Genomic DNA, 22,048 nt, shown 5'->3' on the forward strand with positions numbered 1-22,048 from the left:
GTACCGCGGGACCACTTTCGGGTCACAGTCCCACCGGAAATGACTGACAGCAGACTGTCTGACGAGGAACTGACCGTACGGCTCCGGTCTCGAGAACTCGCTACCAGGGTTCGTTCTTCAACCCGAGTTTGTACGCGGCGACGTTCGTCGTGACGTGCAGAATCGGCGTGAGGACGACGACGACGGCGATCACGCCCCAGGTGAACACCTCGAAGAACCACTCGGTGGCCAGCAGGGCGGTCAGCGGAAGCGAGACGACGACGAAGTCGAGTTGATCGAGACCGGGAAACATCGCACCGCGCTGGCGACCCGTCCGTCGCTTGAGAAACGACGCGAGGATGTCGCCGAGCATCGCCCCGGCGGCGAGACCGATCGCCGCACCGGGGACGAACGTCGGAACGTCGATTCCGGTTGCGGAACTCACTTCCGGGGCGAGAACCGTCAGGACGCCAGCGAGTGCGACTCCAGCGAGAATTCCCGCCGCCGTCCCGCGCCAGGTCTTCCCGTCGCCGAGTATCCGTTTGTCACCCCAGTTTCGACCGCCGTCGATCGGCCGCCCCCCGCCAGCGAGCACCGCGGCGTTGTTCGGAACGTACGCCGGCAACATCGCCCAGAACGCGATCACGACTGTCTCGAGCACTGCCATATTCGTCGGAACGAACCGGCGCGTCTTAACCGAAGGTGGTTTCCATCGGTCACCTCCATCCCCGTCTCGGGGAAGACGAGTCGCGGTGAATCGCTTCGATCGCTCGAGATTCGTCGTCATCGATCCTCGTTCCAGGTGCGACATATCCATTGCTACGGGTGACAAATCCGGATGGTGGCTGGTGACCAAATCCGGAGCAAGGGAGCACTCGAGGCGTATTTCGGCGTCTGTTCTGCAACCGGCCCCACATAGAGGGTATGTGACATATTTGGAATAGGAAGTTTTATTCGGAGTTGATTCCGTTAACTCGGTTAGGCATGGCAAACAGGGACGACGTTAGTAGAGTGCTAGCGAAATGCGTAACCTGCGGTTCTGTGTATGCAGCCCGACAGTGGCCGTCTGGAGACGTCCAGCCGATCGGGAGCGATAATTGCAGTTGTGGATCGACCGACTTCTGTTCTATCGACGAATCCGGCACAGATCCAGCGGCCAACGATCGGAACAAAGAGTGACCACCTCGAACAGGAGAATCATCGCTCTCGTTTCGCGCTTTTCGCCCGGTCGGATCCGTTGTCCGTGATTTTCCGGCACTGATCAGTTGATTCCGGCAGGCCACGGTCGCCTCGTTCGACATCCGTCGGTCTGTCCGTCTGCGTATTCAGCGTACCAGCCCGGGTGATTCGTCGAGCCCGGAATGCGACCGGCGATGACGCCGTTCTCCCGGCCACGTATCAATTCAAAAATAAATCACCAATGGATCTTTCCGATGGATATATGGTGGTGTTCGATAATTCTGAGGTACGCTATGACAGGTACCGACAATATTGATATGGACCGAATGATGAAAGAATTGGTCGAGGAGTACCTCGAGCGCGATCTCGTTACTCCCGAGGGAAAACTGCTGGCACAGTTCCTGCTCGTCAAAGACGACCCAGCCGAAGCTCTCGACGTCGTCCTCGAGAACCGAAAGTCGTCGACGAACTCGTGTAAACTCTCTGGAGCCGCCGATTGACGTGGAGTACTGGAACTGTGGCCCGGTGCACCCGCCGCCAGGGTCGCGGGTGCGCCGGAAATGACGTACAGTAAACCGTATGAGACGGTCTATTGGACCGATTTACCGGCGGTCACAGGCGGCTCTCGTTCCCACCGGAAGGACGTACGACAGTCCGTACGATACGGTTAGCGATGACTGATTGTCGGTCGAACGGCCCGCGTCGAGCGCCACACCCGTTATGATCCGGGCGAACACACGAATCACCATGGACTGTCCGTCCGATCGAGACATTCAGGCGAAACGTGACGAGATCGAGGAGTTGTCGCCGTCCAAAACCGAGGAACTGCGTCACCGAAAAACGACCGAGATGGAACTCCTGGTGAACCAGCGATTGATCTGCGAACTCGAGGACCTGCGAGAGAGTATCGATATCTTCCGGACGTGGTCGCGGCGACTCACCGGGGTCCTCGTGATCTTCGCGTTTTTGCAGGTGATTCTCGCGGTGCTTTCCCTGGCGTTGTAGCGGTGCTGGCGCTGATATGGCCTGGCGGTGTCCGATGTGTCATAGTCTCCCGCCGACGCTGTTGCGTCGGATTCACAGATTCGTGAGACAGTCACGCTCTGAGTCGATCGCGGCATTTCTGACAGGAACCGGGTTGTTCGTCAAGTGTGTGCTGAACTCGAGACGCGAAAGTGGCACAGACTGAGAGGCCATCTTCTTGGGCAGTGATCGACAAGTACAGGTCAAGTTCTGAACGGTTAGGACTGATATGCGAGTTCCTCTACTGCAACAACCAGTCTGTATACAAGATACAGCAGCCACAGATTGACGAGCAAGAGTAGAACCATCAGAACCACACTAACTCCGGGAAGGAAAACGGCAAAACTGACGCCTGTCAGTGCGATCAACAGTGCGACCAGCCCTGATGGTGTTGTAATATGCTCTTGGAATTGTGTAGTGGTCATAGATCCACGTATCCCTGTTGTTTTTAGTACATTTCGAAAGCAAGTAGAAGCAACTTCATAAGAAGGCGGTCAAAAATACGCGTGTAGCGTACCCCCGAGATTCTCCTATAGTAGCCACTGAAAGTCATTACACCCGATCGCGGGACGGATCGGCGATCGGTGTGTAACTCGTTTCAGTTGTTACTATAGTGGCGTCCCAAGCCTGAACTGATGAGCGAAATCCTGCGGTGTGGTCCGATTTCGCTCGTCAGTCGACGCTTGGGAGGGTACTAGTGCGGACTTCTAATTTGCCGGTCAGTACACCGTTTCAGTTATACTATTGGCGTCATCAATTCGTTGGGTGCAGGGACGGTAGTTCCGGGCGGCTCAGTGTCCCGCGTAACCGCTGGACGATGCCATTCGATCGAAAATCAATCACATATTCGCTCACGGACGTCGCGGAGCGCCGTGACGGACCCTGCATCGACGTCTCCTGCCAGCCCCTCGAGCACGTCACCGAGTGAACCCCGTCGTCGGGCACACACCCATAACTCGGCGAAGTCGTCGGTCGTGAGACTCATACTCGACCAGACAGGTGCTGATTCGAAAAGCCCGCTGGTGACGCCAATAGGACGCTATTCGTCGTCAGCGTGACCGTGAGCGAGGTGTCGATGTCGAAGGTACCGACTCGGGTCGCGATCGCGTCGAACACCGTTTGCGAACCTCGTCTTTGTCGTAGGACGCCCCGCTGAACGGCAGATATTCGGGTCCCGCCACCGGATTATCGTTCCGTCGGCGATTTCCAATCGGGCAACAAACAAATGTCCGAAAGAACCAGTCGAGGACGTCGATTTCGACACCCTCGAGGCTGGCTTTGTCTCGAATGGACTCGCCGGGATTGAGCAAACGCGAAGCGTTTGCGATGTTCGGCGAGTCCACGGCTGAACGAGCGAAGCGACGTGAAGAAGTGGACTCGCCGGGATTTGAACCCGGGGCCTCTTCCTTGCGAAGGAAGCGATCTACCACTGATCTACGAGCCCTCGACCGTTTCTAACCCGGGTTTCTATTTGTAGCTTGTGTTTCGACAACGGTGTGTGATACGGATTACTGTACCACTGTCCCGGCGCACTCGCCGCCCGGGTCGCGAGTGCGCCGGCAATGACGGACAGTAAACCGTATGAACCCCTCGAGACCGCGTCCGACCGGGGGCAAGTGACTCGAGGTCGACCGATCGAACAGCGACTGCGTCGAGATCACGGGCCGACGTTCAACACTCGAGTGCGTCCCGCGATCAGCCCGACGAGAAACCCGGTGAAGTGTGCGACGAGGGCGACCCCCGGTGCGGCGGTCGCGATCGTGACCGCGGCTGCGAGTGCGACGAAAACGAGGATCACAAGCCAGCGCGGAACGTCGACGAACGAGGCCAGCCCGGCCGACAGCCGGTTGGAGGCGATCAGGTAGCCAAGCAGTGCGAACACGGCGCCGCTGGCTCCGAGGACGCCGGGCGAGGCGGCCACCGGTATTCCGGGAGCGGACGCCGCGAACCCCGTCAGAACGATCTGGGAGACGCCGGCGAGAGCCCCGGTAAACAGAAAGAACGTGTGAAATCGGAGTCGCGTCGTCGCTCGAGCGATCGGCCAGCCGAAGACGATCAACGCGAGACTGTTCGAGAGGAGGTGCCAGACCCCGGCGTGGGCGTAGACGCTCGTGACGATGGTCCAGGGGTTGGTCGCAAGCGGCGGCGTGAGGACGAACAGCCCGGTCATCACGCCCGCGAGTGCGAAGATCCCCTGGAGTACGTAGACGACGACGAAGACGACCAGAATCTCGAAGAGCGGGCTGGTGGAGCCGTCGTCGTCGGACCTCGACCCCGGCTCTGCTCCAGCACCCGATTCCGACCACGACCGATTCGACATACGGGACACTCCGATGCCGAGCGCAAAAAGTCTGCGCCGTCGGCTCACCGCGTGATAGGCCCTCGAGGCGCGCGCACGGCCGGGACCCGCAACGATCGGTGTCGTCACTGACCGACGATTACCGTACCGGGTCGGTACGCACCGGCAATTCTGGACAGCGGTTGGTTCGAAACGGCGTCGAGAAAATCGAGAAAACCGGAATCTAGTTGTCCTCGAGAACGATCTCGATGGAAACGTCGTTGGGCACCTGTATGCGCATGAGCTGTCGGAGTGCGCGTTCGTCGGCGTCCAGATCGATCAGGCGTTTGTGGACGCGCATCTCCCAGTGCTCCCACGTGGCGGTACCCTCGCCATCGGGCGACTTCCGGGTCGGGACCTCGAGGGTCTTCGTCGGCAGCGGGATCGGACCGCTGAGGTTGACGCCGGTGTTGTTCGCGATCTCGCGGACGTCGTCGCAGATGTCGTCTAGGTCGTCTGGACTCGTGCCCGCGAGTCGAACGCGTGCTTGCTGCATTTATTTCTCGTCGACGCTGAGGACCTTGCCGGCCGCGATGGTCTGACCCATGTCGCGGATGGCGAAGCTCCCGAGTTCTGGGATCTCGCTGGACGGCTCGATGCTGAGTGGCTTTTGCGGTCGGATGGTGACCACAGCAGCGTCACCCGACTGGATGAAGTCGGGGTTCTCCTCTGCAACCTCGCCGCTTGCGGGATCCATCTTCTTGTCGATGGACTCGATCGTACAGGCGACCTGTGCCGTGTGGGCGTGGAAAACCGGGGTGTATCCGGCCGTGATCACGGACGGGTGCTGCATGACGACGACCTGTGCCTGGAACGTCTCGGCGACGCTCGGTGGGTCGTCCGCCGGACCACAGACGTCACCGCGGCGGATGTCGTCCTTGCCGATGCCGCGGACGTTGAATCCGACGTTGTCGCCGGGTTCGGCTTTCGGCACTTCCTCGTGGTGCATCTCGATCGTCTTCACTTCGCCGCCCACGTCGCTGGGCTGGAAGGAGACGTTGTCGCCGACGTTCATGATACCGGTCTCGATACGTCCGACGGGGACGGTACCGATACCGGAGATGGTGTACACGTCCTGGATCGGGAGCCGAAGCGGCGCGTCCGTCGGCGGCTCGGGCTCGGGAAGCGCGTTGAGCGCGTCGAGCAGGATGTTGCCGTCGTACCAGGGGGTGTTGTCGGAGGCCTCGGCGATGTTGTCGCCTTCGAACGCGGAGATCGGGATGAACTCGGCGTCGTCCGTGTTGAACTGGACCTGGTTGAGCAGCTGGGTGACTTCGTCGACGACGTCGTTGTAGGTGTCTTCCTTGTAGTCGACGACGTCCATCTTGTTGATGCCGATGATGAGTTCGTCGATACCCAGGGTGCGGGCCAGGAAAACGTGTTCCTGGGTCTGGGGTGCGACGCCGTCGTCTGCGGCGACGACGAGGACGGCGTTGTCGGCCTGGCTCGCGCCAGTGATCATGTTCTTGACGAAGTCACGGTGGCCAGGACAGTCGACGATGGTGAAGTCGTACTCGTCGGTGGAGAACTCCTGGTGGGCGATGTCGATGGTGACACCACGCTCTCGCTCTTCGGCGAGGTTGTCCATGACGTAGGCGAACTCGAAGCCACCTTTGCCCTTCTCCTCGGCTTCTTCGCGGTGCTGTTCGATGACGTGCTCTGGTACGCTCCCCGTCTCGTAGAGGAGGCGTCCCACGAGCGTACTCTTCCCGTGGTCGACGTGGCCGATAATGGCCAGGTTCTGGTGTTGGTCGCTCATTGTTGTAGCTCACGCGCAGAGGCGCTTATATCGGTCTTGTTCGCCCGTTGCGGTTAAAACCATTTCGAAAGCGTATTCAGTCGAACCCGACGCCTGCTTGCGGTTTGTGTCTCATGCACACGCTTTCGTCGGGCGCTCGCTTCGGTCCGCTATAGTAGCTACTGAACGTCATTGCACACCCGATCGCGGGACAGTTCGGCGACCGGTGTGTAAATCGGTGCAGTTGGTACTATCGCTACGAGCGCCTCGAGCGGAAGAAGCGTCGTCGAGTCTCCGGCGAACTGCGACCGGAGCGAAATCAGTTGGGATACGTTACAGTTCGGGCAGCCGGCCGACGTCGGACAGCACCGCCGTCGCGGTTTCGGGACCGCCCGCACCGCGCCCGCTCGAGGCGAGCGACCCGGCGTGGCGGGTCTCGATCTGGACGATGTTTCGGGTGCCGGTGACCGCGAGCGCGCCGTTTTCGGGGACGAGACGCGGACTGACGCGGACGCTCTCGCGAGTGGCCTCGCCGATGAGACGGATCGTTCGGCCGTCCTCGGCGGCCAGATCGAGCGCGCTGCCGGGGATGTCCTGAATGCCTTCGACCGTCGCGTCCGAAAGCGAGAATCCGCCGTCTGCGAGGACGTTCGCGAGGATGACGAACTTGAGCGCGGCGTCGGTACCGTCGACGTCGAACGTGGGGTCGGCCTCCGCGACGCCCAGATCCTGGGCCTCCGCCAGCACGTGTTCGTAGTCGAGACCCTCCGCGGCCATCCGGGTGAGGATGAAGTTTGCGGTTCCGTTCAACACGCCGCGGACGGCCGTCACGGCCTGCGGTGTCGCGTCTTCGATAGTCGAAAGCACCGGGATCGCGCCACCGACGGTCGCCTCGAACCGCACCGAGCCCCGACTATCGGCCTCGAGCGCTCGCAGTTCGTCGTACCGTTCGGCGACGGGACCCTTGTTCGCCAGGACGACGTGGCGGTCGTCCTCGAGTGCGCGTTCGACGTGCGTGAATCCGGGTTCTGCGTCCCCGAGCGTCGTCGGCGTCGCCTCGACGAGGACGTCGTAGTCGCTCTCGAAGACGTCGTCGACTCCGTCGGTGCCGACAGGGTCGCCGCCGGCTTTTCGCTCGAGCGTTCGTTCGACGTCGATTCCGTCCGGATCGACGGCCGCACCGCTCGAGTCGGAGATCGCGACGACTTCGTGGCCGTACTCGCCGGCGAGGTCGGCGACCGACTGGCCGACGGCACCGGCACCGAGGATAGCGAGTTTCACGCCGTCTCACCTCCCAGCAGCGGTTCGACGACGGTGAGGTCCTTGTCCGAACCGATCGTCCGGATCGTCTCGAGGGCCTCCTCGGATCGACCGGAGTCGACCGCGAGTCGAACCCGGGCGCTCGAGATCGCTTCGGTCCCGTCGGGAGCGGTAAGCGAGAGATCGCGGACGGCGGCTCCGACCTCGGTTTCGATCCGCGAGAGCGTATTCGAGAGGTCGTTTCGGACGAGCTGGCCGACCAGAACGACGCTGATCTCCTCGCCGTAGTGGTCGGCACCGGCCTGGATGACGTTGACGCCCGCATCGCGGAGTGCGCCGACGATGTCGTCGAGTCGATCCGGCGGACTCTCGAGGTCCACCTCGACCGGGATGTGTCCGCGGGGCGTCTTGTTGCCGCGCTCGTGGTGGATGCTGAGGAGGTTACCACCGTTGTTCGAGATCGGGTCGAGGGCTCTGAGTAGCTCCCCGGGTTCGTCGACGAGTTCGAGGCGGACGGTGTAGGCACGGACGCCACCGTCCGTCTCCGGCTCGTTCTCGTCGCTTTCGGCCGACTCACCGACGGTCTGTTCGGGGTCGTCAACCATCGTCGTCACCACCTTCGCTCGGGCGTCTACGCGTCGTCATTGTGTACGACTCCGCAATTGACGCGTAAAAGCATATAGGCGTTCCCAAAACTGTCCGCCCGTGTCAACGCCCAGCACACCGGATCGCGTCTCCCGGGACGGACCACGGCCGAGACGATGGGACTCGAAATCGGGAGTCGTGGTGGTCTCCTTCAGCCAGCCTGCCGTCCGTCGGTGCCGGACGAGTGCGAACCGGTCCCGGTCCCGCCGGGAGGGCGGGAGGGAAATCCGCATCAAAGGTGATCTTTGCCCGGGTTCGACGACCCCCAGTCGCCGCGACCGCCTTCGGTGCGGTCGATACCCATGATCGATTCCGCCTGGTCCGGGCCGCCGAGGCTCTCGCGGGCGTCGGGAACGCGAACGGTGACGTCGTCCACCTCCGACCACGTGAGCAGTTCCGCTTCGATGTTGCTCGTCGTGATGTCGCTGACCGAACACCCCTTGCAGCCGCCACCGAGTTCGATGATCACCTCGCCGGTGTCCGGATCTGCCTCGCGAACCGCACTCGTCCCCCCGTGCATCTGGATGATCGGCATCTCCCGACTGAGCCACGTTTCGACCCGCTCTCGGAGCGTCCGATCGGCGTCGGTTTCGGTCATTGGTCGCCCTAGGGACTCGAGCGGGGAATAGGTTCCGTCGTTCGGCCGAAATCATCAGGAACGATCCTGATCGTCGCTGATCTCTCCCCCGTCGGTTTCGCGTGTCTTCCGACGCCGGCGAACTCCCTCGAGGAGGGCGACGCCACCGCCGACGCCCGCCGCCCCGGCGGGTGCGGTGAACCCAGGGATGGGGTCGACCGCGCTCGAGCCGTCGTCGCTGGACGCGGAAGACGTGCCGTCGGCAGATCCGTCGTCACGTTCGGATCCGTTCGGTTCGCCGTCCGCGGTCTCGTCGTCGTCCTCGGCGTCGTCGTCTCCCGCGTCGTCGTTCTCGTCGGTTTCCCGTGCGGGCTCGAGGTCGAGTTCTGCGAGGTCGGTGAGCGACGGCTGATCCGGCTGCTCGCCGGCTCGGATCGGGAACGTGTAGAGTGCCCCGTCGGTCTCGCCGTGTGGGATGGCCTCCGTACTGCTCGCGACGAAGACCTCGCCGGGGTCGGCGACGCGGGCGGTCCAGAAGCCCGCCGTCTCGGGGTCGCGCCACGAGGCGAGTTCGACCGGCTCGGACGGCTCGCTCACGTCGTGGATCGTGACCCCGCCCTGGTACCACGCCGCGTACAGTTCCCCGTCGCGAAGCTCGAAATTGTGCGCCGTCGTCCACAGCGGCCCGTAGTATCGCTCGTCCGCCGCCCGCGGAGCCGCGATGGACGCCCGAAACGCGGGATCGGCCGGGTCGCTCACGTCGTAGAGGTCGATGCCGCCCGGACCGTCCGGCTCGTCACCGCCGGTCGCCCACGCTTCCCTGCCGACGGCGAGCAGGTCGCCCGTCTCGTCGACAGCCGCGTAGTGGTCGTTGCCGGGCAATCCGAGTCGCGCGTCCTCGTCGTCGATCCCCCGCTGTTCCTCGAGGTCGGTGTCGGCGACGTGCGAGATGTACTCGGGATCGGATGGGTCGCTCACGTCGAGCAGGTAGGTGCCGGCGTTCCAGTGAGCGAGGTACGCGACGTCGTCGTGGACGTAAACGTCGTGGAGGTATCGCGCCAGCCAGTCGACGTCAGCCCAGCCGGGTTCGTGATCGAGCAGCGACCAGCGACCGATCTCGGCGGCGTCGTCGCCACCGACGTCGAAGACGACGAGGGGATTCTCCTCGGGATCGTTCTGGACGACGTACAGCAGATCGCCATCGAGGTAGCAGTTGTGGATGTGATATCCCGTCTCGTATGGCTCGCCGACGAGTTCGGGATCGGCGGGATCGCTCACGTCGTACCGGAGGAATCCGTGAAAGAGCGAGTCGGAACTCCGGTTTGCCGGACCGGGGACGATCAACAGATCGCCGTCGACTTTGACGTCGAGGATCTGGAGCAGTGACTCGCCGTCGACGGAGAGGCCGTGTTCGTCGGCGAGAACCGTCGGATCGGTGGGATCGCTCACGTCGACGGTCGCGAAACCGGTCGTCGCAGCGACGTAGACGGTGTCACCATCGTCGCCGACGACGGCTTCGGCCGCCCCCTCGAGCGGGACGCGGCCGAGCGGTTCGTACTCCTCCGAATCGGGGTGACGTGTGGCTGGAAAGGAAGGTGACGCGGACGAGGAAGGTGACGCGGACGACGCCGAGGCGGACTGCGGGACCGACAGGGCGACCGGGAGTACGAAACCCCGTTTCAGGAACTGTCTCCGCTGCATACATCACCAACGGACCGAACGGCCAAATACCGTTGGGACCTCGCCACCGAGTGCACCTCGAGACGAGAGAGTCGAGCGAGACCGATTAGCCGTCGAATCGCCGGCGGTCACCGGTCCCTTCCGTCATGGCGCTGGCGAGTGCACCCTCGAGGACGACGTCGTCGCCCTGGTCGGTGACGCGGATTTCCGGAACGTTCGCCATGATCATCTCCGGAATGCGCTCGCGCAAGGGTTCGACGACGAGTTCCTCGTTGTACAGGGCAACGGCTCCGCCGAAAGAGATCACGATCGGGGCGAACGAGTGGATCACGTTGGCGACGCCGATGGCGTTCCAGTGGGCCAACTGGTCGATCACGTAATCCGCGAGATCGTCCTCGCCGGCCAGTTCGAAGACGTCTTTCGCGGTGAACTCGGGTTCCTCGAGCGGGAGCTGGGTCGAAATCGTCGGATCGTCCTCGGCGAGGAGCCGGGTGTATCCGGGGATTCCGTTCCCCGAACAGTAGGCTTCCCAGTGGCCGTCCCGACCGCAGCCACAGGTCAGCCGTCCGCGGGGGTCGACGACGCAGTGACCGACCTCGCCGACGTTGCCGTCCCAGCCGTCCATGATGTGGCCGTCACAGCAGACGCCCGCGCCGATTCCCGAGGAGATCGTGATGTAGACCATGTCGTCCGGGTTGCGCTTCGCGTGAAAGCGCTCGCCGATGACGCCCGCGTTCGTATCGTTGTGGAGGTAGACCTCGTCGTCGTCGATCAGTTTCTCGACTGGGCCGGTAAGCGGAATCCGATCGATCGAATCCGGGAGGTTCGCGGGATCGACCACGGCCCCCTCCGCGAGGTCGAGCGGGCCGACCGATCCGATCCCCGCGGCGTCGATTTCTTCGGGGTCGACGTCGGCCTCGAGACACGCCGCGCGAATCGTCTCGAGGACACCTTCGGTTACGTCGATTCCCGTCGGACCACGGGGCGTCGCGCCGTGGCTCGTTCCGATCGTCGTCCCGTCGCGTTTCGCGATGGCGGCCCGAACGTTGGTCGCACCGAGATCGACGCCGGCGTAGTAGACCATGCTATCTGAAACAGGGCCGCCAGCGCACTTAACTACACATATCGGACCTACGAACGCGATGGGGGTCGGATACGAGTTCGACCTTCGCCCTGCCAGTCGAAACGAACCGCTGTCGACGGAATCCGGCTACGATTCGTCTCCCCGGACGAAGGTCACCGGACACGGTGCCGAAAGCAGTACCTCCTGTGCGGTCGATCCGAAGACTGCCTTCCCGGTCGGGGATCGTCGCCGCCCGCCGACGACGACGCGGTCTGCACCGACGTCGGTCGCGGTGTCGACGATCGCCGGCCCGTGTTCGCCGACCGCCCCCTGAATCCGGTATTCGACGTCGTGTTCGTCGAGGACGCTCCGGAGGTCGCGAATCGTCGAGTGACGCGCTGCGACTTCGTCCGGATCGATCTCGTCGTGGCCGACGTCGAACTCGAGGCGAGAGAGGACGTCGTCGTACTCCGATTGCGTGAACACGTGGGTGAGGACGACCGTCGCATCTGCCGGTTTCGCGACTTCGACGACGGCTTCGGCCAGTTCGTCGCTTCGCTCCGTATCGCCGGGCCCGACCGCGAGCAGCACTGTCTCGAGTGTCATACCTCGGGTATCGCCGGGGATCTACTTAAATTCCGGACTTTTTTCGACGGGATACAGAGATCAGTCCCGCGAACGGACGGTGAAAACCAGGGCCGGTACAATCAAACCCGACTGGGACGACCCGACCAGGCCGGGTCAACGTGACCCGTCCCCGGACGTACCGGCAAATCGGACCGACAGCGCGTATCGATTGCTCGTTTCGAGCGATTTTTCCACGCGGTCTCTAACGGAGGGGTATGGACGGACCCGACCTCGACGGACGGACGGTACTCGTTACCGGGAGCGCGAGGGGTATCGGTCGCGAATTCCTGCTGGCGACGGCCGATTGCGGAGCGAAGACGGCCGTCCACTACCACACGAGCGCCGAGGAGGCCCGCGAGGTCGCCGCCGAGGCGAGCGCGCGCGGTGCGACCGAGACGACGACGGTTCAGGGCGACGTGACCGATCCCGACAGCGTCGACGAAATCTTCGCTGCCGTGGAATCGGAACTGGGTTCGGTCGACGTGCTCGTGAACAACGTCGGCGATTTCGCACCGGAGCGCTGGGACGACCTCGAGTTCGAACGGTGGAATCGGGTGCTCGAGACGAACTTCAACGGGACGTACCTCTGTTCGAAGCGGGCACTGGGAGGGATGCGCGAAGCGGAGTACGCCCGGATCGTCAACGTCGGGTACGCGTCCTCGGAGAAAGGGCTGGTCAGCCCCAAGAACTTCCCCTATTTCGTCGCGAAAGCCGGGGTCTTGATGTTCACCCGGATGCTCGCGGCCGATACGAGCGACGACGGCATCACTGTCAACGCGATTTCGCCGTACGTCGTCGAGAACTCGGCGGCGTTTCCGGCGGAGTTACCACGCGGTCGGCCCGCGAACTACGACGACCTGATCCGACCGCTGTTTTTCTTCCTCGATCCCGAAAACGAGTACGTAAGCGGCGAAAACATCGACGTCGACGGTGGATGGCTTCCGGAGAAAGTCTGATACGGGTTGCTATAGTAGCCACTGAACGTCATTGCACACCCGATCGCGGGACGGATCGGCGATCGGTGTGTACATCGTTTCAGTTGTCACTATAGTCGGACAGCAGTCAATGAGACGTCGGTCGCGAATTCGCGGCCGTCGCCTGGAGACAGCCCCAGGAGGGCGACCGATCGTCGAATAGTTCTGTCTGACAGTATATCCCCCTGACCGGACACCTTCGTCTCGAGCCCTCGGCGGCGAAAGGCAACTGCAAAGAAAACCTAATCATACCCCGGTTCGAATAGCAACTAACACGCAATGACTGGCCCCGGACACTACGCAGTATTCGATCGTAAGCGTCCACGTCGGTGGGTTCTCCCCACGAACGCCCCGAAGGTGGGTTCGGTGAAGGGGCGCGATCGGATGGCTCGCCCTTCTCGAGAGCGATGACCGGAGTGAAGACCGGTTTCGATCCGGATCCGAGGCTCGAAACCGCCGCATTGGTCCTGATCGACTTCCAGTGTGGGTTCGACGATCAGTCGTGGGGGACGCGAAACAACCCTGACGCCGAGCGGCGGGCCGCGACGGTACTCTCGCGCTGGCGTGAAACCGATCGACCCGTCGTCCACGTCCGCCACGACTCGACAGAGCCGGGATCGCCGCTTCGAAGCGACAGACCTGGATTCGCGTTCAAATCGGAGTTCGAACCGCTCGAGGACGAACCGGTGTTCGTCAAGTCGGTCAACGGCGCGTTCGTCGACACCGACCTCGAGGCGTGGCTCCGCGATCGAAACTACGAAACGGTGGTTCTCGTGGGGTTGACGACCGACCACTGCGTCTCGACGACCGCCCGCATGGCGGAGAACCGGGGGTTCGACGTGATCGTCGTCGCCGACGCGACCGCGACGTTCGACCGACGCTACGACGGGGAACGGTTCGACGCCGAGACGATCCACCGAACGGCACTCGCCCAGCTCGAGGGGGAGTTCGCGACGATCAAGCGGGCGGCCGAGATCCTCGATACGCAACCGAACGGAGGTTAATCCAATCCGCCCAGTCCGAGTTCCCAGCGGGCGAGACGCGAAAGCAACGGCAGATCGCCCAACTCGAGAATTTTCGCGATGGAGAGGAAATCGCCCCGGTTGGCCTTCGCCAGCGTGTCGTCGTCAGCGCGGTTCAGATCCTGCATGAGCCGGTCGTACCGGTCGTTCTCCGCGAGGTAGAGGAGCTTCGTCATCCACAGCCGCTTTTTGACGTTCGGCGCGACCTCGCGATGCCAGAGGGTGTCGTACACCTCGAGATTCTCGGCGGTCGGCTCGAGATCACCGTGTTTCAGACAGCTGTCGGCCGCCGCGGCCGCCATCCGACCCGACTGCATACACTTGTTGATCCCTTCGCCCCAGAGCGGGTCGACCGTCGGGACGGTGTCGCCGATGGCCATGAATCGGTCGGTGTGCATCCGTCCCGGTAACTGGATGTGTGCCGAACCGCGGTGTTGTTTCCCCTCGAGTCGCCGTGCGTCCCGGAGTCGGGGATCGGTCTCGAGCCAGTGCTCGAGGTAGTCGTCGATGGTGAAACTCTCGCGGGCGTATCGCGTGTGGATGTCGTTTTGAATGTAACAGAGGCCGACCTTGGCGGTGTCTTCTCCCGTATGGAAGATCCACGAGTAGCCGCCGGGTGCGATTTCGTGGTCCAGCCGAAGCATCATCGCATCGCGCAGATCGGCGAATCCCGGCCGGTCGATGTCGATCCCTTCGAACTCGTACTCGATGCCGATGGCGTGATTTTCGCGTTTCAGATCGACGACGCCGAGTTTCTTCGCCAGCGGAGCGGCCGGCCCCGTCGCGTCGATAACGATCTCGCCGTACACTTCCTCGTCGCCGTTGTACCTGACGCCGACGATCTCGCCACCCTCGGTGATCGGCGCGGTCACGCGCGAATCGAACCGATACTCCGCGCCGTCTTCCGTCCCGTCCGCGACCAGAAACCGTTTGAAATCGGCGAACTCGAGTACCGCACCCGGCTGTTCGCGCACGTAGTAGTCGGTCGGCGACTCGAGGACGACGCTGTCCGTGTACTGCATGACGACGTCGTCGGGAATCCCGAACGAAGCCATCATCGACGGGAACGTCCCTGCGGTCGATTTGTTGCTCTGTCGCGGGAACTCGTCTTCGGACTCCGTCTCGAGGACGACGACGTCGTACCCTCTAGCCGCGAGGTCACGCGCACACTGGGCACCTGCCGGCCCCGCCCCGGCGATCACCACGTCGTAGCGGTCGTTCATAAACTCGAGACTGTATCGAACCCTAATGAGTTTGTTCAGTCGTCGTCGCGAATTGGATACTATTCTTACACGTGTCGCGTTGTTTCCGCCCTGTCCCAGACCCAACCAACCGAGCACACCCTCGGCCGCGCGATATCGGATCGAACGGCCGGCCGACCCATGATTCTTTGCGTTGCCTTCCGCCGGGGCGCGTTCGACCGGATACCTTTTTGCCCCCGTCGTGAAAACGTGGGGGTATGGTCGACGTCCTCGACAACAAGCGGGCTGCGACGCGATTTCGGATTCTCGTCCAGATCGCCGAGCGCCAGCCCGCCGTCAGCCAGGGGGAGATCGCCGAGGAAGTCGGCGTCACGAGCCAGGCGGTCAGCGAGTACATCCGCGAACTCGTCGACGAGGGGCTCGTCGAGAAGGAAGGGCGGTCGCGATACCGCGTCACTCGAGAGGGCGTCGACTGGCTCTTTCGGGCCGCCGACGACGTCCGCCGGTTCGCCGATCACGTCACCGGTGACGTCCTCGACGCGATGAGCGAGGACGCCTACATCGCGACCGACGATCTCGAGGAGGGAGAGACCGTCTCGCTCTCCGTCGAGAACGGACTCCTGCACGCGACACCCGGCGAAGCGGGGCCCGCGACGGGGATCGCGACGACGGACGCCGAGGCCGGCACCGACGTCGGCGTCACCAGCTTCGAGGGCGTCATGGAACTCGAGCCGGGAACGGTCACCGTTTTCCAGGTGCCAAGCGTTCGAACCGGCGGCAGTCGGGCGATCGCCGACGACGTCGTCGCGGAGGCCTGTTCCGGCGCGGACCTCGTCGCCGCGACGGGCGTCGAGGCAATCGTCGCCTGCAGGCGGGCCGAGACGGAACCCGACGTCAGATTCGCCGTCGGAGAAGTCGCCGCCGACGCCGCCGAACACGGTCTCGAGGTGACCGCGGTCGTCACGACCGACGCCGTCGGGCGCGTCACCGACGTGCTTCGCGACGCCGACGTCCCCTACGAAGTACTCGAGGGGTAGGCCGAACTCGGAGTTCGGCAGGGCGGCCGCTGTCTACTGGACCGTAGCGGTTCGATGTGAACTACCCGACGGACGCCAACCGAGCGGAAAAGGGCGCAGGAATGCCGGGGAAAACGTCGAACTGAAAGTGCTTTTTACCCGATGTACCGCAGGTCGTCGTCGGTCGGCACGTCCATCTGCTGTTGCTGTTGTTGCTGTTCCATCTCCTGGATCTTGCCGATGACGTCTTCCATCTCGCCGGCGCGTTCGTCGAGTGACTCGTAGTCGAGTTCGAACTCGAGGAGCGCCTCGAGTACCTCGAGTACCGCGCGGGCGCTTTTCGGGTCGACGAGATAGCCGCTGGTCTCGCCCATCAGGCAGGCCGCGTCGAAGCCGCGACGTTCGCCGAGTCCGAGCAGGAGTCCGGAGACGCCGACGATGCCGCCGGCCGGTTCGTCCTCGCGGAACTCGACGCCGGCGTCCTCGAGCGGTTCGAGGAGCGACTCGTGGTTGACCGCGCCGACGACGGCGTACTCGTCGATCAGTTCCCCGGTCGGGACGCCCCCCAGAGCGTACAACTCCGATGCGCCGAACTCCTCGGCGATGTCGAGAAAGGCGTCGGTCAACACGTAGTGTCCGCCGTTCGTCTGCGCCTGGTGGTCGCCCGTCAACAGGAGCAGATCGCGCCCCTCGGGGACGGAAACGGCGTATATCTCCGTACAGGTTAGTTCGGAGACGCCCTCCTCGATGCTCACCTGCGGCGGAAATTCCCGGGAATAGACGCGACGAACGAGCGCGCTCTCGGCCTCGAGTTCCTCGAGGACGTGATCGACCGCGAGTTTTCCGACGTGGCCGACACCCGGTAGTCCTTCGATGAGTACGGGGTCGTCCAGGTCGACCTCGGCGACTACGTCGATCTCGAGTTCGTCCATACCGTATCAGCGACTGCGACGTTTAAGAGCGCGTCGGTACTCGCCGTACGGATCGTTCGGGTCGAACGGGGCCGGAGCGCTGTTTTCGGTCTCGCTACCGCAGTCCGGACACTCCGAAGAAAGACTGTAGACCGGGCGGTCGTGATGCTCGCGCCATGCCGAACACACCCGGATGTCGGATTTCATTGCTCGAGAGTCGATGTCGGACGTTACTCGTCGTCGGTTCGTCGTTCGCGGTGGAACTCGCCGTCGCCGTCGTGACCTTCGATGGCGACGACCGCTCGCCGGGCGCTCTCCTCTAACTGGGCTTCGGCGGTCTTGTAGTTCGGTGCTTTGACCTTGATCCGGTACTCGGGCGCGCCGACGTAGCTGACCTCGAGGTCGACTTCGTCGGGGATGTCGCCGTTTCCTTCCGCAGCCTCGAGTGCCTCGCGGATGCCGTCGACGCCGGACGGGGAGGGGTTCTCGAGGTCGACGTAGCCCGTGACGTTGACGTACGGCACTGAGACGTTCTCGCGGGCGGTTTCGACGATCGCGTCGATCTCGTCGTCCGAGAGGTTGGTGTCCGAAAGCGCCTCCTCGCCGTGGATCGCGGACTGCTTGAAGCCGTCGTAGAGACTTCCGTGTACGCCGATCAGTTCGTTTGCGATCGCGGTGTAGTCTTCGTCGTCGATCTCCTCGCCGACGGCAAGATCCATCCAGTTGTCGGCCTTTTGCTCGTTTTTCCACTGCTGGATCTTCTCCGAGCGCTGGTGGTCGTTGACGTCTTTGAGCGAGAGGTCGATCTGTTCGTGGCTTTCATCGACGTCTAACACCTTGCAGACGGCGATCTGGCCCTCACGGACGTGATCGCGGACGTTCTTGATCCAGCCGCTCGCGACTTCGGAGATGTGGATCAGACCACGTTTGTCTTCGTACTCCTCGAGATCGACGAAGACGCCGAAGTCCTCGATCTCGTCGATCTTGCCGACGACGAGTTCGCCGGGATCGGGCCAGCCGCTGTATTTCATCGTGACTCGACGGTCTCGAGGATCTCGTGTTCGATCTCGGCTTTGCCGCCGGTCGGTCGCGCAAGCGTCGTTCCGCAGACGGCGCAGGCGACCTCCGTCGAGGCCTTGCCGAAGACGGTCTGTTCGTTCTCGCAGTCACCGCAACGGACGCTGTAGAAGTTTCCTGCCATTGAAATCACTCCTGGAACTCGAGTCGGCCGGTTCGCCATCCCTCGCGGAGGTGGGCCTTGCCACACTCGCTGCAGCGGTACTTGAGGTCGGTTTTCTTGGTCGGCTTGTCGCCACCGGGGACCTTCGAGAAGCGACCGGCGTTGCCGATGACGGCCGTGTTCCGTCGGGTTCGGCGAGCGTCCCATTTCATACCCGAGGAGCGGCCCGTTCGGACCTTCTCGACTTCGTGTTCGTGGTGTTCGTGACAGTGCGGACAGTACGTATTGAAGCGGCGTGGCATCTGCATATTATCTCACTTGCGGAGGGCTAAGATAGCGCCGTTTAAAACCCGTTTGGTTCGTCGCCGTCCCCGACGGTCGACCGGAAACGAACTCGTGGGCCCTGGAGGGAACTCCGTCCGGGCACCCGTGGGTCCCGAGGGGCCGATACCGCCAGGGCGTTCGAAGCGTTTAATCCACTCTCGTGTGAACCCAGGCGTATGAAGCAGCTCATCATCTACGGGGACCCCGGCATCCGGGCGGGCGCGATCATCGAGTACGACGACGAGGAGGTGGTCTGTTTCGGCATCAATCGAAACGGCGAGTGGAACGGACCCGAGGAGGTCCAGTTGTGGTGTACCGTCGGCGAGGAGTCGGAGTACGAGGCGTACGAACGCCGGGATTACATTCCGCACTTCCTCGAGGTCGACCACGTCGGCGCCGAGGAGGTCGACGTCCTGCGAGCGAAAGCCGACCTTACGCTCTGATACGGTTTACTGTACGTCGTTACCGAAGCGACCGCAGGACTGCGCCCGGTCGCCCCGGTACACAGTGACAGCAATCCGCATGATAGGGCCGTTGTCGTTTGTGACCAGTTCGCCGATCCCGCCCGGGCGATCACCGGTAAAACGCGACAACCAAACCGTCTGATACGGTTCGGAGTGATTCAGTACAGCGACCGTCTGGCCCCGTCGTCACCGGACTTTCGCCCGGTCGATCCACCCCTGGAGTCGTTTTTCGGAGATGTCGGTGCGCTCTGATAGGTCCGCCGGGTCGGCTCCGGCGAGATCCGCGACGGTTTCGACGTCGGCTCCGGCGAGACGATCGGCGTAGGCGGGGCCGATCCCTTTGATCGAATCGACGGGATCGGCCTGCGCGTCTCCGTTTTCGTCGTCGGCTGTCTCCGCTTCGGATTCGTCGTCGGCACCCGATTCGTCGTCGACCGTCTCCAACTCGTGCTCGTCGTCGGCATCCGACTCGTCGTCCGCACGCGAGTCACTGCTCTCGTCGCTCGAGGCCGGAGACGATTCCGGCGAGACCATCGTCGTGTCAGAGTCCGGTGGTGACGGCTCCTCGTCCGGTGTCTTCCCTTCGGTGGGCGATGCGTCGGTCTCCGTTGGCCCGGCCGCTTCGGCTGGCTCCGCCGCCTCGTCGGGTTCGTCCGGCGGATCGACCATCGAGTCGGTCGATCCCGACGCTGTGGTGCCCGCAGCGGCGGGTTCTTCGTCGGCCGACGCCGACTCCTCGAGAGCGGCCCCCTCCGATCTCTCGTCCCCACTCGAGCGCTCGCGTTCGACCGTTACCCCGACCTCTCGGGTGTCCTGTTGCCCGGCGTTCGAATCCCCGAGCCCCAGCAGTGATTTCAACGTTTGGAGGATTCCCATTGTTCCGAGATACACGTCTCTTGCACTTAAATTCGTCCAATACGATACACGTTGTAGTAGCAACCGAACGTCACTGGACAACTGATTGCACGACTGCTGTGCGATGGGTGTGTAATACTGTCGGACAGAAGTCAGTGCGAAGTCGGTCGCGGATTCGCGGCCGTCACCCTTGGGGACGGCCGCAGTAGCGCGCCCGATCTTCAAATAGTTCTGTCTGACAGTATAAATTGTTCCAGTTGTTACTATCGCAAACCGCATTACTCCACGGTCGCTCCGCGAGGACCACAGCTCGGCTACAGCCGGGATCGAAGCGCCTCGTTCATCGCGTCGACCGGCGCGACCTCGCCCGTCCAGAGTTCGAACGCCTCGACCCCCTGGTAGAGTAACATCCACGCGCCGTCGACCGTCGTCGCCCCGGCGTCCGCGGCGTCGCGTAGTAATCGGGTCTCGAGGGGACGGTAGACCGCGTCCAGTACGGCGAGGTCGCCGTGAAGGGCGTCGGCCGGAACCGGCGTCGCGTCCTCTTCCATCCCGACGCTCGTCGCGTTGACCAGCACGTCGGCGTCGGCGAGCAACGTCTCGAGCGCGTCGAGTCCGTACCCCGTCGCTCCGGGAACCTCCGCCGCGAGGTCGTGAGCGCTCGATTCGGTTCGGTTGGCGATCGAGACGGTCGCTCCCGCGTCGGCGAGGCCGAAGGCGACCGCCCGTCCGGCACCTCCTGCGCCGACGACAACCGCGCGTGCGTCCTCGAGAGAGACGTCGTGGTCGCGGAGCGCGCGCAGGACGCCCGCCGCATCGGTGTTGTGTCCCGTCGGCGCGTCCGGCCCCGTGAAATCGATCGTGTTGACCGCGCCGATTCGGGCGGCCAACTCGTCCGGTTCGACGATCTCGAGTGCGTCCCGTTTGAACGGAATCGTCACGTTCAACCCGGTGACGCCGAGTGCGTCCGCGCCGTCGATCGCCCGCCCGACGTCGTCTGGGTCCGGTTCGAACGTCACGTACCGCGCCTCGAGTCCCAGTTCGTCGTAGGCCGCCTCGTGCATCGGCGGCGACAGCGAGTGACCGACGGGGTTTCCGATCAGACCGAAGACGTCCATAGCCATCGTCTGCTCCTCCGGACGGCACGACTATAATCGGTTTGACTTCGGCGAGTACACCGGTGACCGTCCGGGGTCGGGCCGGCACATCGGAACGGCAGTCCGGTCAGGGAAGAACGCCGACGAGACCGCTCGCGTCGAGTTCCGCCCGCCGCTCGTCCTCGTCGGTGAACGTCCACCAGGCGATGCGATCGATCTCGAGGGGGCGATACGTCGACTCGAGGGCCAGCCACTCACAGGAGGCGATCGTCAGGCGGTCGGTAGCCGTCTCGAGCGGCGACGTCTCGAGTTCCGATCCGATCGCTTCGAGGAGTCGAACGACCGTCCGGTCGGGCGTCACCGCGTCGACGCCCGCAAGCTGTCTGAGCAACTGAAAGCTCGAGGGGCCGACGCCGGAGATCGATCCAACGGGGTCCTCCTCGTGTCGGTACTGATCCGCCTCGGCGGCCCAACCCCGAAGGGCGGCGAGGTCGTCGTCTTCCGGCCGATTCGAGAGGACGGACGCGACCTCGAGCAAAACGTGGCGCTTTCGACGTGCGCCCAGCGCCGACACCAGGTCCTCGTCTGCGATGTCGAGCGCCGCGACGTCGGCGAACGAATCGATCCGTCCGGTCTCGACGAACGTCTCGCGAAAGCGGGAAACGGCGGGCTCGATTCCGCCGACGAACCGCTGCCCTGTCGTCGCAGCCGCGGCTTCGGCGACGAGCAGCCGCGGGTCGTCGCCGGTCCAGCGGTCGAACTCGCGGAAGGCCAGAGCGAGGTCCTCGTAGGGAATCCCGTCGGCGCGTCGATCGAGAACCGACTGGACCGTACTCATGCTTTCGTCCCAACATATCACACGGCGTGCGTATAGCTGTGTCGACCGAACGGACG

General features: G+C 63.3%; 26 protein-coding genes and 1 tRNA gene. 6 read left to right on the forward strand and 21 right to left on the reverse strand.

What is annotated here, in order from left to right; translation table 11 throughout:
* Window positions 1-100: 100 nt before the first annotated feature.
* Window positions 101-646, reverse strand: a complete 546-nt coding sequence (locus tag EA473_RS01090) for a CDP-2,3-bis-(O-geranylgeranyl)-sn-glycerol synthase (RefSeq protein WP_124193812.1) — start codon at window positions 644-646, stop codon at window positions 101-103.
* Between the two features lie 805 nt (window positions 647-1,451).
* Here EA473_RS01090 and EA473_RS01100 point away from each other — a divergent pair.
* Together EA473_RS01100 and EA473_RS01105 are read left to right on the forward strand one after the other, a co-directional pair.
* On the forward strand, window positions 1,452-1,658 hold the full coding sequence (locus EA473_RS01100) for a hypothetical protein (RefSeq protein ID WP_124193814.1): 207 nt from the start codon (window positions 1,452-1,454) through the stop codon (window positions 1,656-1,658).
* Window positions 1,659-1,905: 247 nt separating this feature from the next.
* Window positions 1,906-2,163, forward strand: coding sequence for a hypothetical protein (locus tag EA473_RS01105; RefSeq protein WP_124193815.1), 258 nt, complete (start codon window positions 1,906-1,908; stop codon window positions 2,161-2,163).
* Between the two features lie 853 nt (window positions 2,164-3,016).
* Here EA473_RS01105 and EA473_RS22055 read toward each other — a convergent pair.
* From EA473_RS22055 to EA473_RS01160, 11 genes are all read right to left on the reverse strand, one after another.
* Window positions 3,017-3,166 (reverse strand): hypothetical protein, encoded by a 150-nt coding sequence (locus tag EA473_RS22055; RefSeq protein ID WP_165875172.1) that lies wholly within the window; start codon window positions 3,164-3,166, stop codon window positions 3,017-3,019.
* Window positions 3,167-3,553: 387 nt separating this feature from the next.
* Window positions 3,554-3,625: transfer RNA gene (locus tag EA473_RS01115), tRNA-Ala, on the reverse strand.
* A gap of 213 nt (window positions 3,626-3,838) precedes the next feature.
* Complete coding sequence (locus EA473_RS01120; protein ID WP_124193817.1) at window positions 3,839-4,501, reverse strand: rhomboid family intramembrane serine protease; 663 nt, start codon at window positions 4,499-4,501, stop codon at window positions 3,839-3,841.
* A gap of 202 nt (window positions 4,502-4,703) precedes the next feature.
* Window positions 4,704-5,015, reverse strand: a complete 312-nt coding sequence (gene rpsJ / locus EA473_RS01125) for a 30S ribosomal protein S10 (protein WP_124178671.1) — start codon at window positions 5,013-5,015, stop codon at window positions 4,704-4,706.
* Entirely contained in the window at window positions 5,016-6,278 is a 1,263-nt protein-coding gene (tuf, locus tag EA473_RS01130; protein ID WP_124193818.1) for a translation elongation factor EF-1 subunit alpha, read from the reverse strand.
* A gap of 312 nt (window positions 6,279-6,590) precedes the next feature.
* Window positions 6,591-7,538 (reverse strand): homoserine dehydrogenase, encoded by a 948-nt coding sequence (locus EA473_RS01135; RefSeq protein ID WP_124193819.1) that lies wholly within the window; start codon window positions 7,536-7,538, stop codon window positions 6,591-6,593.
* Window positions 7,535-8,122: an amino acid-binding protein gene (locus EA473_RS01140; protein ID WP_124193820.1), complete on the reverse strand. Its 588-nt coding sequence runs from the start codon at window positions 8,120-8,122 to the stop codon at window positions 7,535-7,537. The genes EA473_RS01135 and EA473_RS01140 overlap by 4 nt, the downstream gene beginning before the upstream one ends.
* Before the next feature lie 272 nt (window positions 8,123-8,394).
* Window positions 8,395-8,760 carry a NifU family protein gene (locus tag EA473_RS01145; RefSeq protein ID WP_124193821.1) on the reverse strand — a complete coding sequence of 122 codons (366 nt, stop codon included), beginning with the start codon at window positions 8,758-8,760 and terminating at the stop codon, window positions 8,395-8,397.
* Between the two features lie 54 nt (window positions 8,761-8,814).
* Entirely contained in the window at window positions 8,815-10,440 is a 1,626-nt protein-coding gene (locus EA473_RS01150) for an LVIVD repeat-containing protein (protein WP_124193822.1), read from the reverse strand.
* 85 nt (window positions 10,441-10,525) lie between these two features.
* A complete protein-coding gene (locus tag EA473_RS01155; RefSeq protein ID WP_124193823.1) occupies window positions 10,526-11,503 on the reverse strand; it encodes an ROK family protein in 978 nt (325 codons plus the stop codon).
* Window positions 11,504-11,629: 126 nt separating this feature from the next.
* A complete protein-coding gene (locus EA473_RS01160) occupies window positions 11,630-12,088 on the reverse strand; it encodes a universal stress protein (RefSeq protein ID WP_124193824.1) in 459 nt (152 codons plus the stop codon).
* 236 nt (window positions 12,089-12,324) lie between these two features.
* Between EA473_RS01160 and EA473_RS01165 the strand changes: the two genes are divergently transcribed.
* Together EA473_RS01165 and EA473_RS01170 are read left to right on the forward strand one after the other, a co-directional pair.
* On the forward strand, window positions 12,325-13,065 hold the full coding sequence (locus EA473_RS01165; RefSeq protein ID WP_124193825.1) for an SDR family NAD(P)-dependent oxidoreductase: 741 nt from the start codon (window positions 12,325-12,327) through the stop codon (window positions 13,063-13,065).
* A 425-nt stretch (window positions 13,066-13,490) separates the two neighbouring features.
* Window positions 13,491-14,087, forward strand: a complete 597-nt coding sequence (locus EA473_RS01170) for a cysteine hydrolase family protein (protein WP_124193826.1) — start codon at window positions 13,491-13,493, stop codon at window positions 14,085-14,087.
* Here the strand turns inward: EA473_RS01170 and EA473_RS01175 are convergent.
* Window positions 14,084-15,328 carry a digeranylgeranylglycerophospholipid reductase gene (locus tag EA473_RS01175; RefSeq protein ID WP_124193827.1) on the reverse strand — a complete coding sequence of 415 codons (1,245 nt, stop codon included), beginning with the start codon at window positions 15,326-15,328 and terminating at the stop codon, window positions 14,084-14,086. The genes EA473_RS01170 and EA473_RS01175 overlap by 4 nt on opposite strands.
* Window positions 15,329-15,564: 236 nt before the next feature.
* On the opposite strand from EA473_RS01175, the gene EA473_RS01180 reads away from it, so the two are divergent.
* Window positions 15,565-16,344: a DUF7839 domain-containing protein gene (locus tag EA473_RS01180; RefSeq protein WP_124193828.1), complete on the forward strand. Its 780-nt coding sequence runs from the start codon at window positions 15,565-15,567 to the stop codon at window positions 16,342-16,344.
* Between the two features lie 134 nt (window positions 16,345-16,478).
* Here the strand turns inward: EA473_RS01180 and EA473_RS01185 are convergent, their stop codons facing one another.
* Genes EA473_RS01185 through EA473_RS01205 form a run of 5 tightly spaced genes read right to left on the reverse strand, consistent with a single transcriptional unit; the run spans window position 16,479 to window position 18,722 of the window.
* On the reverse strand, window positions 16,479-17,255 hold the full coding sequence (locus EA473_RS01185; RefSeq protein WP_124193829.1) for a proteasome assembly chaperone family protein: 777 nt from the start codon (window positions 17,253-17,255) through the stop codon (window positions 16,479-16,481).
* A 6-nt stretch (window positions 17,256-17,261) separates the two neighbouring features.
* Window positions 17,262-17,441, reverse strand: coding sequence for an RNA-protein complex protein Nop10 (locus EA473_RS01190; RefSeq protein WP_124193830.1), 180 nt, complete (start codon window positions 17,439-17,441; stop codon window positions 17,262-17,264).
* A gap of 23 nt (window positions 17,442-17,464) precedes the next feature.
* Window positions 17,465-18,265 carry a translation initiation factor IF-2 subunit alpha gene (locus EA473_RS01195; protein WP_124193831.1) on the reverse strand — a complete coding sequence of 267 codons (801 nt, stop codon included), beginning with the start codon at window positions 18,263-18,265 and terminating at the stop codon, window positions 17,465-17,467.
* Window positions 18,262-18,435: a 30S ribosomal protein S27e gene (locus EA473_RS01200; protein WP_124193832.1), complete on the reverse strand. Its 174-nt coding sequence runs from the start codon at window positions 18,433-18,435 to the stop codon at window positions 18,262-18,264. The genes EA473_RS01195 and EA473_RS01200 overlap by 4 nt, the downstream gene beginning before the upstream one ends.
* 5 nt (window positions 18,436-18,440) lie before the next feature.
* Window positions 18,441-18,722: a 50S ribosomal protein L44e gene (locus EA473_RS01205; RefSeq protein ID WP_124193833.1), complete on the reverse strand. Its 282-nt coding sequence runs from the start codon at window positions 18,720-18,722 to the stop codon at window positions 18,441-18,443.
* 192 nt (window positions 18,723-18,914) lie between these two features.
* Between EA473_RS01205 and EA473_RS01210 the strand changes: the two genes are divergently transcribed.
* On the forward strand, window positions 18,915-19,181 hold the full coding sequence (locus EA473_RS01210) for an HAH_0734 family protein (RefSeq protein ID WP_124193834.1): 267 nt from the start codon (window positions 18,915-18,917) through the stop codon (window positions 19,179-19,181).
* Window positions 19,182-19,388: 207 nt separating this feature from the next.
* Here the strand turns inward: EA473_RS01210 and EA473_RS01215 are convergent, their stop codons facing one another.
* The 3 genes from EA473_RS01215 to EA473_RS01225 form a co-directional block, all read right to left on the reverse strand.
* Window positions 19,389-20,078 carry a helix-hairpin-helix domain-containing protein gene (locus tag EA473_RS01215; protein WP_124193835.1) on the reverse strand — a complete coding sequence of 230 codons (690 nt, stop codon included), beginning with the start codon at window positions 20,076-20,078 and terminating at the stop codon, window positions 19,389-19,391.
* A gap of 293 nt (window positions 20,079-20,371) precedes the next feature.
* On the reverse strand, window positions 20,372-21,175 hold the full coding sequence (locus EA473_RS01220; RefSeq protein WP_124194074.1) for a shikimate dehydrogenase: 804 nt from the start codon (window positions 21,173-21,175) through the stop codon (window positions 20,372-20,374).
* Window positions 21,176-21,281: 106 nt separating this feature from the next.
* Entirely contained in the window at window positions 21,282-21,992 is a 711-nt protein-coding gene (locus EA473_RS01225) for a hypothetical protein (RefSeq protein ID WP_124193836.1), read from the reverse strand.
* Window positions 21,993-22,048 lie beyond the last annotated feature (56 nt).

Source organism: Natrarchaeobius chitinivorans, from assembly GCF_003841505.1.
Lineage (GTDB): Archaea > Halobacteriota > Halobacteria > Halobacteriales > Natrialbaceae > Natrarchaeobius > Natrarchaeobius chitinivorans.

Coding starts and splice junctions, on each gene's coding strand:
- EA473_RS01090 (WP_124193812.1), bottom strand. CDS start 646: ATGGCAGTGCTCGAGACAGTCGTGATCGCGTTCTGGGCGATGTTGCCG.
- EA473_RS01100 (WP_124193814.1), top strand. CDS start 1,452: ATGACAGGTACCGACAATATTGATATGGACCGAATGATGAAAGAATTG.
- EA473_RS01105 (WP_124193815.1), top strand. CDS start 1,906: ATGGACTGTCCGTCCGATCGAGACATTCAGGCGAAACGTGACGAGATC.
- EA473_RS22055 (WP_165875172.1), bottom strand. CDS start 3,166: ATGAGTCTCACGACCGACGACTTCGCCGAGTTATGGGTGTGTGCCCGA.
- EA473_RS01120 (WP_124193817.1), bottom strand. CDS start 4,501: ATGTCGAATCGGTCGTGGTCGGAATCGGGTGCTGGAGCAGAGCCGGGG.
- rpsJ (WP_124178671.1), bottom strand. CDS start 5,015: ATGCAGCAAGCACGCGTTCGACTCGCGGGCACGAGTCCAGACGACCTA.
- tuf (WP_124193818.1), bottom strand. CDS start 6,278: ATGAGCGACCAACACCAGAACCTGGCCATTATCGGCCACGTCGACCAC.
- EA473_RS01140 (WP_124193820.1), bottom strand. CDS start 8,122: ATGGTTGACGACCCCGAACAGACCGTCGGTGAGTCGGCCGAAAGCGAC.
- EA473_RS01145 (WP_124193821.1), bottom strand. CDS start 8,760: ATGACCGAAACCGACGCCGATCGGACGCTCCGAGAGCGGGTCGAAACG.
- EA473_RS01150 (WP_124193822.1), bottom strand. CDS start 10,440: ATGCAGCGGAGACAGTTCCTGAAACGGGGTTTCGTACTCCCGGTCGCC.
- EA473_RS01155 (WP_124193823.1), bottom strand. CDS start 11,503: ATGGTCTACTACGCCGGCGTCGATCTCGGTGCGACCAACGTTCGGGCC.
- EA473_RS01160 (WP_124193824.1), bottom strand. CDS start 12,088: ATGACACTCGAGACAGTGCTGCTCGCGGTCGGGCCCGGCGATACGGAG.
- EA473_RS01165 (WP_124193825.1), top strand. CDS start 12,325: ATGGACGGACCCGACCTCGACGGACGGACGGTACTCGTTACCGGGAGC.
- EA473_RS01170 (WP_124193826.1), top strand. CDS start 13,491: ATGACCGGAGTGAAGACCGGTTTCGATCCGGATCCGAGGCTCGAAACC.
- EA473_RS01175 (WP_124193827.1), bottom strand. CDS start 15,328: ATGAACGACCGCTACGACGTGGTGATCGCCGGGGCGGGGCCGGCAGGT.
- EA473_RS01180 (WP_124193828.1), top strand. CDS start 15,565: ATGGTCGACGTCCTCGACAACAAGCGGGCTGCGACGCGATTTCGGATT.
- EA473_RS01185 (WP_124193829.1), bottom strand. CDS start 17,255: ATGGACGAACTCGAGATCGACGTAGTCGCCGAGGTCGACCTGGACGAC.
- EA473_RS01190 (WP_124193830.1), bottom strand. CDS start 17,441: ATGAAATCCGACATCCGGGTGTGTTCGGCATGGCGCGAGCATCACGAC.
- EA473_RS01195 (WP_124193831.1), bottom strand. CDS start 18,265: ATGAAATACAGCGGCTGGCCCGATCCCGGCGAACTCGTCGTCGGCAAG.
- EA473_RS01200 (WP_124193832.1), bottom strand. CDS start 18,435: ATGGCAGGAAACTTCTACAGCGTCCGTTGCGGTGACTGCGAGAACGAA.
- EA473_RS01205 (WP_124193833.1), bottom strand. CDS start 18,722: ATGCAGATGCCACGCCGCTTCAATACGTACTGTCCGCACTGTCACGAA.
- EA473_RS01210 (WP_124193834.1), top strand. CDS start 18,915: ATGAAGCAGCTCATCATCTACGGGGACCCCGGCATCCGGGCGGGCGCG.
- EA473_RS01215 (WP_124193835.1), bottom strand. CDS start 20,078: ATGGGAATCCTCCAAACGTTGAAATCACTGCTGGGGCTCGGGGATTCG.
- EA473_RS01220 (WP_124194074.1), bottom strand. CDS start 21,175: ATGGACGTCTTCGGTCTGATCGGAAACCCCGTCGGTCACTCGCTGTCG.
- EA473_RS01225 (WP_124193836.1), bottom strand. CDS start 21,992: ATGAGTACGGTCCAGTCGGTTCTCGATCGACGCGCCGACGGGATTCCC.